We start from the raw sequence: 13,729 nt of genomic DNA, 5'->3' as shown, positions 1-13,729 counted from the left end.
GCTGGTCAGTCGTCGTCCTGGTGCCCACCCTCGGCGGCCTGTTGAGCCGTCGCGTACGCCATCTGGAGGAAGTCGGACGCGGCGACCGCCGTCAGCGCGGTGGCCACCAGGCGGGTGAGCCGGGGCGCGAGCACCAGGCCACCGGTCAGCCCGGTGGCCACCCAGACCGCCAGGCAGAACGGGCAGCTCAGCAGCTCGCCGATGGCGTGCCGGGTGGGGCTGCCCGAGTCGCGCACCTGCTCCATCACCTCGCCGCTGCCGATCGGACGGTCATAGCGGGTGAACGGCGCCCGCAACGGGCTGGTCACCGCGTCCTTCGACAGCAACCGGCTCAGTTTGTGCGTGGCGATGGAGAGCAGCACCACGTCGGACGGCGCGGGACGCTCCGGCACCGGACGGCCGGTCGCCTTGACCAGACCGGCGAGAGCCCCGGTCACCCCGGCGTAGGCGCCCATCGCCACCAGGTAGCCGCCGAGCGGCCGGTGCTCGTGCGGCGCGTACGCCCGGCGCAGCCGGGCCGCCTTCTGTCGCAGGCCAGTGTCGCTCACCCGATCTCCTCAACTGTCGTGGTGGTGCGGGAACGACGTCCCGCGCGGCCGGCTCAGCCGGCCTGGAGGTTGTCGGCGACCTCGCGTGCCAGGTTGGTGAGCGCCTCGTCGGCCAACTGGTCCGGACCGGGCCCGCCGGACCCGTCGGCGAGGTCGAGTTGGATCCGGGCACCACCGGAATCCGCCGGCTCCACCCGGATTTCGGCGGACCAGTCGTCGGCGTCGCCGTCGCCCCAGCGGGCGCGCAGCTCCTCACCACTGATCTCCGCGGCGGGGCTGCCGTCTCCGCGCAGCGGCTCCGGCAGCCAGGCCGAGGCACGGTCGGGGTCGGTGGCCGTGCTGAAGACCACCTCGGGTGGCGCGGACATGCCGCGCACGGCGCGCGCCGGCATCACGCGTCCCGCAGGCGGCTGGGATCGACCTCGCGACCCGGGTGGCGGGCCAGGTACTCGGTCTCCAGCTCCGCCGTGCGCCGCAGGTGGTTCGCGAGTGCGGAGTCCGCCGCGTGCCGCAGCGTGTCCAGACGGGTGCGGTGCAGGCTGTGCATCTCGCGGATCAGGTCCTCGTCGGTCAGCTCCGTCGGGTCGATGCCGAGCAGGTCGCCGTCGAGGCCGGGAGCGCCGGCCGGGTCGCCGAGCTGATCGCCGCCCCACTCGGGCACCCGCTGCTCCGGGCTCATATCCGCACTGCCGCTGGACGCAAAGCCGTCCCCACGTACCGATCCGGTCATGATCGCCCCCCTTGATCTCGTTTGGGCTGGCGTCTAGACGATTGCCCAGGCGCGGTGATGCCAAACCAAGCCGGCGAGGCGACGACTACGACACGGTGTCGGAGACCGGTAGCGCCCCCGGTACCCTCAATGTCATGAGGCGGCTCTGGACCCCGGCGTGGATCGCACGCCACGTGGCCATGGTCGTGCTGGTCGTGGGCTTTCTCGGGCTGGGCTGGTGGCAGATCAGCCGGGCCACCGCCGGCAACAGCCTGAGCTGGGGGTACGCGGTCGAGTGGCCGATCTTCGCCGGCTTCGTGGTCTACGTCTGGTGGCGTGAGGTGAAGCTGGCCCGCCGCAAGGCGGCGGAGGCCGACGCGCCGCCCGCGGATCCGGCCGTCGAGCCGGCGCCGACGGTCACCACCGGGTCCCGACCGGCGGTACGCCGCCCGGTGCGCGTGTCCCGGGTACCGGCCACCGGCGATGTCGTCGAGGACACCGATCTGGCCGCCTACAACCACTACCTGTCATGGTTGAACGCCAATCCGGGCGCCCGGCCCGGTGACTATCCCGGCTGAGCCGGGCTCGGAAGGACGGACGAAGGTGGGCGCTGCCCTTACCCGGTACCGCGTGATCGCCTGGATCGTGGGCGTGGTGCTGATCCTGCTGGTCGTGATCGGCATGCCGCTGAAGTACGCGTTCGACAACCCGGTCGTCGTGGAGACCATCGGGCCGGCGCACGGCTTCCTCTACATGATCTACCTGGTGGCCGCGTTCGACCTGAGCCGCCGAGCCGACTGGCCGCTGAAGCGGATGCTGCTGGTGATGCTGGCCGGCACGGTGCCGTTCGTCTCGTTCTACGCCGAGCGCCGGGTCAGCGCCTGGGTGGCCGCTCCGCAGCAGGCACGGACTCCGGAGCCGATCGCCCGCTGAGCTTGCTGGACGGCCGGTGGGCCCAATGCGGCTCCGGCCCACCGCCGTCGGGTCATCGGTTGGGCCGCCACGGGTCCGCTCCGGCGAGCGGGTCGACCCAACTGCCGTAGCGGTTGACCTCCCGGGCCCGCAGCAGCGACCGGGTGACCTGGCCGAACTGCCGTTCGTCGTCGGCGCTGAACAGCAGCACCTCCGAGCCCTGGTACCACCCCCACAGTTCGTGCGGTGGTGGGCGCCAGCGATCGCCGACCAGGGCGAGAGCGGCCGGGAGCAGGAACACCGCGCCGAGGATCAGGTACGCCCCGGCGGTGAGGCGGTGCAGACCGCCGGTGAAGCCGAGGAGCACCCCCACACCGCCGAGCATGCTGGCGGTGATGACAACGGCCCGGACGGCGATCCGGTCGTGCGGACCCCGGGTGGTACGCAGATGGGTCAGGTCGGCGATCCGGTAACTGTTCCGACCGACGGTGAACCTGTCGACGGTCACGATGATGCCGGGCCGCGCGTACAGCAGGGTCGACCGAGCGCCCGGCACCGTTCGCGGGGGTCGCGTCTTTGCGCCTTCACGATTCACGGTTCCTCCCGAAGGGGACGGTTGGCCGAGTGGCCCCGTCGGCGATTCATCGCTGCCTGTTGACGGGATTCCCGGCTCCGGACTTCATTGTGTTGCGGCGCCGCCAGTCGACCTGGGCATTTACCGGGTCCCGACAGCTCGCCACCACCGGGTGACATCGCCGAGAAACCGCATCCATTTCAGCTTTTATCGGTTATGGCGGCTAGGAATCCGGCGGCATACGCCCGGAACGACGAAAGTCGCATATCCGCCAGTAGGCCGCCAAAAGGGCGATGTTCCCCCGCTCGCAGGTGTCATCAGCCACGATGGCGCCACCCAGCGCAGGCGCCCGACCCGCAACTCTCCCAACTTTCGCCCCTGCTTCAACTGCGAGCGACATCCGTCCCGGGTTAGGTTGGGCGAGCCGGTCCGGCCCAGTGCCGTCCGCCCGGATGGCCCCGGCCGGTGTCGTCGAGGGCGTCAGCAGCCCCGACGGCCGTGGGAGAGGGGCCTTCCGCTCTTGTCATCCCTGAGAAATCTGCTGCGCACCGTGGCGCTGGTCGGCATGTCGGCCGCGCTGATCGCCCCGACGGCGGTGGCCCAGGCCGAGCCGTCCCCCGCCGACCTGACCCGCCGGATCGAGACGTCCTCGGCCGAGTTGGAGCGGGTCGTCGAGTCCTACAACAAGTTGCGTGAGGAGATCAAGACAAACGAGGCCGCCGTGGCCCGATTACAGACCCGCATCGGCCCGCTCGAACAGCAGGTCGAGCAGAGCCGAGCCGACGTGGCGGAACTCGCCTCCACCGCGTACAAGAGCGGCGGTCTGCGCACCGCGGACGCATTGCTCCGTCCCGGCGGCTCGGCCGCACTGCTGGACCGGCTCGGCACGATCGAGCAGTTGACCCGTCAGCGGCAGGAGCGGATCTCCGGCTTCACTGCCGACCAGCAGCGGCTGCTCGACGAGAAGGCACGCCTGGGCGCGACGCTGACCCGGCAGGCCGCACAGGCTCGTCAGCTCGCCGCGGGTAAGAAGCAGATCGAGCAGGACCTGGCCAAGCTGTACGAGCTACGCCGGCAGGCGTACGGGGCCGCCACCGAGCGACCCGAGCCCAGGGCGGCGACGAGCGAGGCCAAGAACGTGCCCGCCGTGTCCGGTGCTGCCGGAACGGCGGTGCGTTACGCGTTCGGCGCGATCGGCAAGCCGTACGTCTGGGCGGCCGACGGGCCGAACGGTTACGACTGTTCCGGCCTGACCTCGGCTGCCTGGCGGGCGGCCGGGAAGTCCCTGCCGCACAACACCCGGATGCAGTGGAGCGCTGTCGCCCACATCGGGCGGGGCGAACTGCGCCCCGGCGACCTGGTCTTCTACAGCGGGCTCGGGCACGTCGCCCTCTACGTGGGCGACGGTCAGGTGATCGACGCGCCCAGCGCCGGTCGCAACGTGCTCAAGCGTGGCATGAACATGATGTCCATCCAGGGTTACGGCCGGGTGCGCTAACCACCTCGGAAACGGCGAACGGCCGGCGTCCCCCTATCGGACGCCGGCCGTTCGCCGTCATTACTACCAGGTCAGGCTGCTTGCAGCCCCTCCGCCCGGGCCAGCTCGCGGAGCCGGCCGAGGGCCTGGATCTCCAGCTGTCGGATCCGCTCGCGGGACAGCGAGAAGCGGGACGCTACCTCGGTGAGCGAGTGCTCCCGGCCGTCCTCCAGCCCGTAGCGGGCCCGCATGATGCCGGCGGACCGGTCGTCGAGGTGGTTGAGCAGCCCTTCGATGCGCTGCCGCTCCAGGCCGCTGAGGACGATGTCCTCCGGCGACGGCGCGTCACTGTCGGCGACCAGGTCACCGAGGTTCGTGTCGCCGTCGTCGCCCACCGGGGTGTCCAGCGAAACGGTGTCCTGCGACCAGCGGCGCAGCTCGTTCACCCGCTCGACGGTGACGCCGAGGGCGTTGGCGATCTGCTCCGGCTCCGGGTCGCTGCCCAACTCACGGGTCAGCTGCCGGGCCACGTTGCGCATCCGGTTGACGTCCTCCACCAGGTGCACCGGCAGACGGACGGTGCGCTCCTGCTGGGCGATCGCCCGGCTGATCGCCTGCCGGATCCACCAGGTGGCGTAGGTGGAGAACTTGTAGCCGCGCTCGTAGTCGAACTTCTCGACCGCCCGGACGAGGCCGGTGTTGCCCTCCTGGATCAGGTCCAGCATGGGCATCCCCGAGCGCACGTAGCGCCGGGCGATCGACACGACCAGTCGGAGGTTGGCACGGATGAAGAGGTCCTTCGCCCGCTCGCCCTCGACGACCAGCCACTCCAGGTCGGCCCGGTCGACACCGGCGGGAACGGCTTCCTCACCGAGCAGGTGCTCGGCGTAGAGGCCGGCCTCGATCGCCTTGGAGAGATCGACCTCCTTGGCGGCGTCCAGCAGTGGCGTCCGGGAGATCTCGTGCAGGTAGACGCCGACCAGGTCGCGCTCCTCGGCAACCTCGTCGGTTCGCATGCCGATGTTCTTGTCCACGTTGCCCACGGTCCCCTCGCTCGCGCCGGTTGCCCGGTTCCTTGCCATTCCCCACACCTGTCGGCCCCTGGTAACTTCTGCTGTGCCCATCGGTGCTGACACCTACACAACAGATGAGACGTGTCGGGGATTCCTCGTCGTGAGTCGAAAGTGTCACGAATGCCTGAGTAGTAGCTGAGAGCACGGTCCATGTTTGCTGTCAGCACCCCATCGGGTGGCTCGCCACTGGGCACCACGTACGGGTTACCGCACCATGGCAACACCGCCCGCCGTGGGGGCACAGCGACCCGGGTCACCACCGCGATGCGATCCTGGTCACTGCCAGATACGCACCGGCGCACCGGTCGGTTCATTCACGGGGGTGTTATTACCCCCCGGCCAGATGAACAATCCGAAGGCCGGTTCGCTTCCCGATGCGGGTGGCGCTAGGAGGCGAGCAGGGCGAGGGCGCCGCGCACCTGGTCGGCCGAGCGGGCCAGCGCGGCACGGGCGGCGTCGATCTCGGCGCCCGAGACGAGGGCGACGAGCGCCGTCTTCAGGTCCCCGTCGGCCTCGGTGAGGGCCTGCCGGGAGAGCTCCTCCGAGCAACCGGTGGCCTCGACCAGGATCGAGATCATTCGTCCCCGGAGTTTCGCGTTGGTGGCCACCATATCGATCATGAGGTTCGAGTAGACCCGCCCCAGGCGCACCATGACGGCGGTCGAGAACGTGTTGAGGACCAGTTTCTGCGCTGTGCCCGCCTTCATCCGGGTCGACCCGGTGACCACCTCGGGTCCGGTGTCCACCCCGATGAACACGTCGACCGACCGGGCGGCCTCCGCCTCCGGATTGGCGCAGAGCAGCACCGTCGAGGCGCCCTTGGCGCGGGCCGCGGCAAGCGCCCCGAGGACGTACGGGGTGCGTCCGCTTGCCGCCAGACCAACCACCAGGTCCCCGGCCCGTACACAACTGGCCGCTTCGACCGCGCCGCCCCGGTCGTCGTCCTCGGCGTCCTCGACGGCCCGCCACATCGCGTCCGGGCCCCCGGCGAGGTGCGCGCAGAACCAGTGTCGGGGCGAGTTGAAGGTGGGGGCCAGTTCGGCCGCGTCGAGCACGCCCAGTCGGCCGGAGGTGCCGGCCCCGAAGTAGTGCACCCGGTGACCACCGCGTAGCGCCGCGACCGCCAGGTCGACGGTGGTGGCGATCTCGTCGAGCACCGCGGCGACCGCCGCGGGCACCCGCCGGTCCGCCTCGTTGATCACGGTGAGCACGTCCCGGGTCGACATCAGGTCGAGGTCGACGCTGAGCGGGTTACGCCGTTCGGTGGGGGCACCCACCCGGACCGTGGGGCGAGCGGGCCGTGCGGGCATCTCCGCACCGGCCGTCATGCCCGCCTCCGGTTGGCACCCACCCGGTGCGACTGGACCGCCTCGGCGGTCGCCTCCAGGGCCTTGCGGGCCCGGGCCCGGTTGCGGGCGGCCACCCCGACGAAGAGGCAGTCGACCACTGTGAGCTGGGCCAGCCGGCTGGCCGTCGCGCCGGAGCGGTAGGTGGTCTCCCGTGCCGCCGTGGTCAACACGAAGTCCGCCACGTCGGTGATCGGCGAGCGCGGGAAGTTGGTCAGCGCCACTGTCGCGGCACCGCGGGTGCGGGCCTGCTCCAGCACCTCGATCACGTCGGAGGTGGTGCCGGTGTGCGAGATGCCGATCGCCACGTCGCCCCGGCCCAGGAGGGCGGCCGACGTCAGCGCGGTGTGCACGTCCGGGAAGTAGAAGGCGATCCGGCCGATGCGGTGCAGCTTCTGCTGGAAGTCCGAGGCGACGAACCCGCTGGCGCCGGCGCCGTAGATGTCGATCCGGCCGGCACCGCTGATCGCCTCGACCACCTGCTCGCAGATGGCGGGGTCGAGTTGCTCGGCGGTCTCCTCGACGGCGCGGGCGTCGTTGAACGCGATGGTGGCGATGATCTGGGCGAGGTCGGCACCGGGCGGGATGTCACCGCCCACCACTCGGGCGTCTGGCGGCTCGATGCGGCGGGCGGCCTCGGCGGCGAGGCGGATGCGCAGCTGGGGGTAACCGTCCATGCCGACCGAACGGCAGAACCGGATGACTGTCGCCTCGGATGTCTCGGCCGCGGTGGCGAGGTCGGTGATTGTCCGCCGGGCGGCGGCCGCCGGGTCGGACACGACCAGCCGGGCGACCCGCTGCTCGGCGGGCGACAGCGATGGCAACAGCCCGCTGATGTGGACGATCAGCCCACCGGGCTCGTGACTCGCAGAAATCTTCGGACTCTTCGCCACGGATGAAACTTACTTTCAGCAGGCGTGAGCGTCAACTATGACTGTCCGAGGTGGGGGGAAACTTCGATCGCCGGGATCACCGGTCCCGCACAGCCTGCCACCTTCCCAGGATCGCCGCCTCATCCGCCGGGTCGAGTCCACCCTGCCGGACGGCCGCCGGGTGTGCGGCCATCCAGGACGCTGTCGCCCGAACGGTGTCGGCCAGCGGACGGACCGTCAGACCCGCCTCAAGAGCCGGCCGGACGTCCCGGTCCATCAGGCCGGCGGTCTCCGGCAGCCGCACCCAGAGCGGCAGCGCCCGCTCCCCCGACCACTCGCGGACGTCCTGGGACAGCAGGAACTCCTGGTCGACCCAGGTGAACTCCGGATCGGCGACGCCAAGCCCGGCGGCCACCCCGGCCAACAGATCGGCCCGGGACATCGCCGGACCGGTGCCGTCGTACGTGCCGCCGAGGCGGGTGCCGGCGGCGTGCAACAGCCAACGTGCCAGATCGGCGACGTCCACGAACTGCACCCGGTCAGTCGGCTGCCCGGGGGCCAGCACCTCGCCACCGGCCGACAGCCGCCGCACCCAGTACGGGAAACGGTCGCTCGGATCCTCCGCGCCGACGATCAGCCCCGCCCGACAGATGAACGAACGGTCCACGCCGACCCGCTCCCGGACCAGTTCCTCGATGCTCACCTTGCACTCGCCGTACCAGCGGTGGTCCGGGCCGACCGGACCGTCCACGTCCGGCGGGGCCGGTACCAGGATCGGCGCGTCGGCAGCGGTCTGACCCGGGGTGGCGTGGTCCGCGTACACCGAGATCGTCGACACGAACGACCAGTGGCCGACGTGGTCGGCGAGCGCGCTGAGCGCGTGCCGGGCGTGGCTGATCTGGCGGGTCACGTCGACCACTGCGTCGAAGCCGTCGGCGGCGAGCGGGACGAGCGAGTCGGGATCATCGCGGTCGGCCACCACGAAGCGCACCCCGTCCGGCACGGCGCCGGACACACCCCGGGCCGCGCAGGTCACCTCGTGACCCTGCTCAAGGGCGAGCCGGGCCGTCGCCCGGCCGAGGAACTTGGTGCCACCGAGAATGAGGATCCGCATCCGCCGATCCTGCGCCCTCAAGGCTCGAACGACCCCACCAATCTGCCCACGGCAGACCGCGATCATGAAGTTGTCACCACTCGGATCGGCGTGTCACGGCAACAACTTCATGATCGACGGAGGGGCCCGAAGGAGGCGTGGGGGCACTAGCGTGGGGTTCATGGGACAGGGCAGCGTTCTGGTGACCGGGGGGTTCGGGGGGCTTGGCGGGGCGGTCGTCACCGCGTTCGTCGAGGCGGGCTGGCGGGTGGTCGTACCGGATCGGAAAGCCCGGCCCGGGTCGGAGCCGGCGACGGCCGGACTGGTCCGCGTGCTCGCGGACCTGGGCGAGCCGGCGGGCGCGGCGCGGGCGGTCGAGGCCGCGGCCGGCGAACCGGCGGCACCGCTGCGCGCGGTGGTCAACCTCGTCGGGGGGTACGCCAGCGGCGGATTGGTGCACGAGACCCCGGTCGAGGAGTTCGAGCGGATGCTCACCGTCAACCTGCGGCCGACCTACCTGGTCACCCAGGCAGCGCTCCCGCACCTGGTGTCGTCCGGCGGCGGCGCGGTGGTCTGCGTCTCGGCCCGCGCGGCGGTCACCCCGTTCCGCGGCGCGGCCGGCTACTCGACGGCCAAGGCGGCGGTGCTGGCCTTCGCCAACGCGGTCGCCGTGGAGTACCGGTCGCAGAACGTGCGCTGCAACACCGTGTTGCCCAGCGTCATCGACACCCCGGCGAACCGGGCGGCCCAGCCCGACGCCGACCATTCCCGCTGGGTGACCCCGGCCGAGATCGCGCCGGTGATCCGGTTCCTCGCGTCGGCCGATTCCGCCCCGACCAGTGGTGCCACGGTGCCGGTCTACGGGCGGGCCTGAGCCACCACCGGACCGACGTCCTCTCCGCTCGAGGCGGACGGCGGTAGCCAGGTCTCCAGGTGCGCCTGGATCTGCTCGGTCACCTCCTCGGCCGGGCGGCCCGCGTCCACCAGCACGAAGCTGGGGTACTCGGGCAGTGCCCGGTAGGCGGTGTCGGCGGCGGTCAGCCACCCCATCGTCTCGTGGTCGGTGCCGCGTTCCTCGATGCGCCGGTACGCCTCCGCCGGGTCGACGGCGAGCAGGAAGGTCACCTGCGGCGTCGGGAACAACCGGTAGCCGGCCCGGGCGAGCCGCTCCCAGCGCTGCCCGCCGTGCGCCCGGATGCTCGCGTACTGGCACGCCGAGTAGCGATCCATCACCGCCGTCCGGCCGGTGAGCAGACAGCTGATCAGTGCGATGGCGATGGCCAGCCAGCGCAGCACCGACTCCACGGCCAGCACGCCGTCGCGACCGACGAGCCGCTGCGCGTCCGGCCGGCCGAGGCGTTGGGCGAGCCGACCGAGCCAGCGGCGGCCACTGGCGTTGCGGCGGTAGGTGGCGGGGCGTCCGGCGGCGGTCAGCGCGTCGGCCAGCCGGTGTGCCTGCGTGGTCTTGCCCGAACCGTCGATCCCGATCAGGGCGACGGTGCGCAATCGGGCCTTGCGTCGTCGCATCCCCGATGATCTGGCCACTCTCCACAGGTTATCCGACCCACGCACTTGGTCCGCGAGGTTTGTGGTGCTTCATCCCTGTTGACGCCCGACCGAGACACCAGCAGGTGTGGACGACCTGAATGCCGGGTACCGGAGTTTGAAATCCAACCGCCGGTCCACCAACACGACGACGGAGGAACCAGATGGCTGAGCGCGGAGACGAGAGTCTGGTGCACACCCTCAAGAAGGTCGCCGCCGTGCTCAAGCAGTCCGAGATTCCGTTCGCCCTGGGCGGCAGCTTCGCGGTCTACGCCCACGGGGGCCACTCCAGCGATCACGACGTCGACTTCCTGATCCGGGAGGCCGACGTGGACGAGGCACTGGAGGCCCTGGTGGCGGCCGGCTTCGTCGCCGAGCATCCCCCGGAGGACTGGCTGGTGAAGGTGTTCGACGACGGCCGGATGGTGGACCTGATCCATCGGCCGATCGAGACGCCGGTCACCGAGGAGACGTTCGCCGACACTGTCATCCGACCGGTGGACGCGATTCGCATGCCGGTGCTGTCCGCGACCCAGCTGATGGTGCACAAACTGCTCAGCTTCTCCCAGCACTACTGCGACTTCGCCCGCGGTCTGCCACTGGCCCGCTCGCTGCGGGAGCAGATCGACTGGGAACGGGTACGCAAGGAGACGCAGCACTCGCCGTACGCCGAGGCGTTCCTGGTGCTGCTGGACCGGCTGGAGGTGGTGCCGGCCGCCGGCACCCAGCCAGGAGAGGGGACATCGTGACCCATCATCGCGACATCGACGCCGGGCCACCGGACGAGTACGTCGAGGCGGAGATCCAACGGCTGCTCGTCGAGGACCCGGCCGTCGCTGAACAGGGGATCACAGTGGTTCGACGGGAACGCGCCCTCGTGCTCTACGGCGAGGTGGAGAGTCCGCACCGGCGGGAGGAGATCCTGCGTCGGGTGTCCGAGCGCTTTCCGGACGTGCCGGTCACCAGCGACATCGGGGTGATCCGCGCCCAAGCGCCCACGGAGATCGAGCAACTGCCCTGAGGGAGGTTCCATGGTGATCCGGATTGCCGCTGTGGGCGACGTGCATCTGGACGAGGACGTGGTCGGCCGGTTCCGACCGGCGCTGGAGGAGTTGCCGGAGTGCGCCGACGTGCTGCTGCTGGCCGGGGACCTGACCCGGCACGGCACCGAGGCCGAGGCGCGCTGCGTGGCCGAGGAGTTCGGTGGGTTGGCCGTACCCGTGGTGACAGTGCTGGGCAACCACGACCACCAGTGTGACCAGGTGCCACAGGTGGTCAAGGTGCTGGAGGACGCGGGCATCACAGTGCTGGAGGGCAACGGCGTCGTGCTGGACTGCGCGGGTGGCCGACTCGGCATCGCCGGCGTCAAGGGCTTCGGCGGCGGGTTCGCCGGTCGGTGCGCCAGTGACTTCGGCGAGCCGGAGATGAAGGCCTTCGTGCGGACCACCACCGACAGCGCGGACCGTCTCGGTGCGGCGCTGCGCTCGCTGGACTGCGACATGCTGGTCGCGCTCACCCACTACTCGCCGGTGCCGGACACGCTGGCCGGCGAGCCGTTGGAGATCTACCCGTTCCTGGGGTCGTACCAGTTGGGGCAGGCGATCGACTCGGCGCCCACGGCGCTCGCCGTGCATGGGCACGCGCACGCCGGGACCGAGCGCGGCACGACCCCCGGCGGGGTACGCGTCCGCAACGTCGCGCACCCGGTGATCAAGCAGGCGTACAGCGTCTTTCACGTTGGCGATCAACTCGACACCGACCAGGTTTCCCCGATCGGCCAGTCGGGTAGTCAGAGGTCATGGAGCTGATTCTCTGGATTCTCGCAGTCGTACTCGTGGTCGCCGGCATCCTCGCGCTGTTCCGCCGGCAGATCCTGTGGGGCATCGTCCTCATCGTCGTCGGGCTGTTGGTCGGCCCGGGTGGTGTCAGCATTTTCAATTAGCGCTCGTACGCCTCAACACCGGGACCCGCCGGGGTCGCCGCGACCGGAGCTTCGTCCTCCCGACAGAAGCACCGGCCGTGGCGATCCCGGCGCTTTTTCGTGCGTGGCCGGCCCCGTGAACCGCCCTCCCGCTCGGCGGTTTGAGCCGACAGCGAGAGGAAATATCTCGACCATGGAGACATCTCAGGAGGCACCGGCCACCTCCGGGCGGCGAGCGTGGTGGGCCCTCGCCGGTTTCGCGGCGGCGGTCTTCGTGGCGGCCGCGATCGGCGGGCTGGGCGTGCAGGGCACCACCGAGGAGTACGCGAACCTGCGGCAGCCCGGCTGGGCCCCGCCCTCGTGGCTCTTCGGCCCGGTCTGGTCGCTGCTCTACGCGCTGATCGCGGTGGCCGGCTGGCTGGTGTGGCGGCGGGTCGGCTTCTCCCCCGCCCTCTGGGCGTGGACCGCCCAACTGGTGCTCAACGCGATCTGGACCCCGCTGTTCTTCGGCGCGGGGCAGTACGGGCTGGCGTTCGCCGAGATCGTGCTGATGTGGCTGGCGATCGGGCTCACAGTGGTGCTGTTCGCCCGGGTGTCCCGGGTGGCGGCGGCGCTGATGCTGCCGTACTGGGCCTGGGTCACCTTCGCCGCCGCGCTGAACCTGTCGATCTGGCAGCTGAACAACTGACCGACCGGTCCCCGGCGGCGGTGGCCGCCGGGGACCGTGGCCGGATCAGCAGCGGGGAACGCCGGGGATGTAGCCGTCGGAGCCGGTGTACACGTACGCGTCGGCGATGTAGCGGCCGGAGCCGATCCGGTCCCAGATCGAGCTGGTGCCGTACGTGCCGGTGACAGTGGTGCCGCTGGTCTGGCAGGCGATGGTCACCCGGGCGCCGTCGGCGACGGTGCCCACCGAGGCGTACCCGGTGCCGGGGCCGGAGCGGACGGTCAGCGCCGTGCCGCTGGTGTCGACAGTGCCGTTGCCGCTGCCCGAGGAGCACCCGTTGTTACTGGTGTAGCTCTTGGTGCCCCAGTACAGCGCGAGAGTGCCGTTGAAGCGGACCTGGATGTCGGCGCCGTTGAGGCGCTGCTCGTAGTGCAGGTGGGGGCCGGTCGATCCGCCGGTGGTGCCGACCCAGCCGAGCACCTTGCCGTACCCGACCGTCTGCCCGACCGAGACGTTGAAGCCGTTGAGGTGCGCGTAGTAGGTGCTGTAACCGCCGCCGTGGTTGATCCGGACGTACTTGCCGTAGCTGGTGCCACCGAGGTCGGTCACCCGGTCGACGGTGCCGGGGGCGCTCGCCACCACCGGGTCGCCCTGATCGTCGGTGCGGTTGAAGTCGACGGCGTTCGCCGGGCTGTGACCCGATCGAGTCTGCCCGGACCAGGACTGGCCGCACGGGAACGGCACCTTGAAGGTCGGCGCGGCCAGCGCCGGGCTGGCTGGCGCCAGGACTCCCCCGACGATGAGACCCGTCACCAGCAGGCTGATCCACCGCTTTCGCATACAGCTCCTCCTATGTCGAAAACCTTCGATACGAGGTGTCCAGCCTGACAGATATCGTCAATCTTCGAAAGAGTCCCCAGCTTGTCGCCGGGAGCGCGCCCACCAGGCAGACCGCAGGTTTCCGGATTGTTACTCGCTCGTGTCTGACAGGG

Annotated in this window: 18 protein-coding genes and 1 pseudogene; 9 read left to right on the top strand and 10 right to left on the bottom strand. The window is 70.6% G+C overall.

Features of this window, described 5'->3' with window-relative positions:
- Positions 1-5: 5 nt before the first annotated feature.
- Genes OG992_RS26860 through OG992_RS26850 form a run of 3 tightly spaced genes read right to left on the bottom strand, consistent with a single transcriptional unit; the run spans position 6 to position 1,278 of the window.
- Positions 6-548 carry a DUF1360 domain-containing protein gene (locus OG992_RS26860; RefSeq protein WP_124858679.1) on the bottom strand — a complete coding sequence of 181 codons (543 nt, stop codon included), beginning with the start codon at positions 546-548 and terminating at the stop codon, positions 6-8.
- Between the two features lie 53 nt (positions 549-601).
- Positions 602-940, bottom strand: a complete 339-nt coding sequence (locus OG992_RS26855) for an SRPBCC family protein (protein ID WP_238678168.1) — start codon at positions 938-940, stop codon at positions 602-604.
- A complete protein-coding gene (locus OG992_RS26850; protein ID WP_238684512.1) occupies positions 940-1,278 on the bottom strand; it encodes a DUF6158 family protein in 339 nt (112 codons plus the stop codon). The genes OG992_RS26855 and OG992_RS26850 overlap by 1 nt, the downstream gene beginning before the upstream one ends.
- 134 nt (positions 1,279-1,412) lie before the next feature.
- Between OG992_RS26850 and OG992_RS26845 the strand changes: the two genes are divergently transcribed.
- Both OG992_RS26845 and OG992_RS26840 read left to right on the top strand, forming a co-directional pair.
- Complete coding sequence (locus tag OG992_RS26845) at positions 1,413-1,835, top strand: hypothetical protein (protein ID WP_238684511.1); 423 nt, start codon at positions 1,413-1,415, stop codon at positions 1,833-1,835.
- 25 nt (positions 1,836-1,860) lie between these two features.
- On the top strand, positions 1,861-2,190 hold the full coding sequence (locus OG992_RS26840; RefSeq protein ID WP_238684510.1) for a DUF3817 domain-containing protein: 330 nt from the start codon (positions 1,861-1,863) through the stop codon (positions 2,188-2,190).
- A 52-nt stretch (positions 2,191-2,242) separates the two neighbouring features.
- Here OG992_RS26840 and OG992_RS26835 read toward each other — a convergent pair whose 3' ends face one another.
- Positions 2,243-2,764: a DUF6232 family protein gene (locus OG992_RS26835; RefSeq protein WP_238684509.1), complete on the bottom strand. Its 522-nt coding sequence runs from the start codon at positions 2,762-2,764 to the stop codon at positions 2,243-2,245.
- Positions 2,765-3,263: 499 nt separating this feature from the next.
- Here OG992_RS26835 and OG992_RS26830 point away from each other — a divergent pair, with 499 nt between their 5' ends.
- Complete coding sequence (locus tag OG992_RS26830) at positions 3,264-4,241, top strand: C40 family peptidase (RefSeq protein ID WP_238684508.1); 978 nt, start codon at positions 3,264-3,266, stop codon at positions 4,239-4,241.
- A 71-nt stretch (positions 4,242-4,312) separates the two neighbouring features.
- Here the strand turns inward: OG992_RS26830 and OG992_RS26825 are convergent, their stop codons facing one another.
- From OG992_RS26825 to OG992_RS26810, 4 genes are all read right to left on the bottom strand, one after another.
- Complete coding sequence (locus tag OG992_RS26825; RefSeq protein WP_091405669.1) at positions 4,313-5,302, bottom strand: RNA polymerase sigma factor RpoD/SigA; 990 nt, start codon at positions 5,300-5,302, stop codon at positions 4,313-4,315.
- A gap of 377 nt (positions 5,303-5,679) precedes the next feature.
- A complete protein-coding gene (gene murQ, locus OG992_RS26820) occupies positions 5,680-6,621 on the bottom strand; it encodes an N-acetylmuramic acid 6-phosphate etherase (protein WP_210784546.1) in 942 nt (313 codons plus the stop codon).
- On the bottom strand, positions 6,618-7,532 hold the full coding sequence (locus tag OG992_RS26815) for a MurR/RpiR family transcriptional regulator (protein WP_238684507.1): 915 nt from the start codon (positions 7,530-7,532) through the stop codon (positions 6,618-6,620). Before OG992_RS26815 ends, murQ begins: the two co-directional genes overlap by 4 nt.
- A 76-nt stretch (positions 7,533-7,608) precedes the next feature.
- Entirely contained in the window at positions 7,609-8,625 is a 1,017-nt protein-coding gene (locus OG992_RS26810) for an NAD-dependent epimerase/dehydratase family protein (RefSeq protein WP_266304578.1), read from the bottom strand.
- A gap of 160 nt (positions 8,626-8,785) precedes the next feature.
- On the opposite strand from OG992_RS26810, the gene OG992_RS26805 reads away from it, so the two are divergent.
- Positions 8,786-9,478, top strand: coding sequence for an SDR family NAD(P)-dependent oxidoreductase (locus tag OG992_RS26805; protein ID WP_238684505.1), 693 nt, complete (start codon positions 8,786-8,788; stop codon positions 9,476-9,478).
- Here OG992_RS26805 and OG992_RS26800 read toward each other — a convergent pair.
- Entirely contained in the window at positions 9,463-10,131 is a 669-nt protein-coding gene (locus OG992_RS26800) for a thymidylate kinase (RefSeq protein WP_238684504.1), read from the bottom strand. The genes OG992_RS26805 and OG992_RS26800 overlap by 16 nt on opposite strands.
- 179 nt (positions 10,132-10,310) lie before the next feature.
- Between OG992_RS26800 and OG992_RS26795 the strand changes: the two are divergent.
- The 5 genes and pseudogenes from OG992_RS26795 to OG992_RS26775 all read left to right on the top strand — a co-directional run.
- Positions 10,311-10,898 (top strand): annotated as a pseudogene (locus OG992_RS26795) (nucleotidyltransferase); the annotation flags it as partial.
- Positions 10,895-11,170 carry a hypothetical protein gene (locus OG992_RS26790; RefSeq protein ID WP_112676011.1) on the top strand — a complete coding sequence of 92 codons (276 nt, stop codon included), beginning with the start codon at positions 10,895-10,897 and terminating at the stop codon, positions 11,168-11,170. The pseudogene OG992_RS26795 and the gene OG992_RS26790, both read left to right, overlap by 4 nt.
- A 10-nt stretch (positions 11,171-11,180) precedes the next feature.
- Positions 11,181-11,957 (top strand): metallophosphoesterase, encoded by a 777-nt coding sequence (locus OG992_RS26785; RefSeq protein WP_091405690.1) that lies wholly within the window; start codon positions 11,181-11,183, stop codon positions 11,955-11,957.
- Positions 11,948-12,091 carry a GPGG-motif small membrane protein gene (locus OG992_RS26780; protein WP_007464364.1) on the top strand — a complete coding sequence of 48 codons (144 nt, stop codon included), beginning with the start codon at positions 11,948-11,950 and terminating at the stop codon, positions 12,089-12,091. The genes OG992_RS26785 and OG992_RS26780 overlap by 10 nt, the downstream gene beginning before the upstream one ends.
- Before the next feature lie 172 nt (positions 12,092-12,263).
- Positions 12,264-12,758 carry a TspO/MBR family protein gene (locus tag OG992_RS26775; RefSeq protein WP_266304577.1) on the top strand — a complete coding sequence of 165 codons (495 nt, stop codon included), beginning with the start codon at positions 12,264-12,266 and terminating at the stop codon, positions 12,756-12,758.
- A gap of 45 nt (positions 12,759-12,803) precedes the next feature.
- On the opposite strand, the gene OG992_RS26770 is transcribed toward OG992_RS26775, so the two are convergent.
- The gene (locus tag OG992_RS26770) at positions 12,804-13,577 is read right to left on the bottom strand and encodes a M23 family metallopeptidase (protein WP_238684500.1); all 774 of its coding nucleotides are present in this window, start codon (positions 13,575-13,577) and stop codon (positions 12,804-12,806) included.
- Positions 13,578-13,729 lie beyond the last annotated feature (152 nt).

Source organism: Micromonospora sp. NBC_00362, from assembly GCF_026342155.1.
In the GTDB taxonomy this organism is placed as follows: domain Bacteria; phylum Actinomycetota; class Actinomycetes; order Mycobacteriales; family Micromonosporaceae; genus Micromonospora; species Micromonospora hortensis.
Note: the sequence above shows the minus strand (reverse complement) of the source record. Positions and strands in the feature narration are given on the sequence as shown.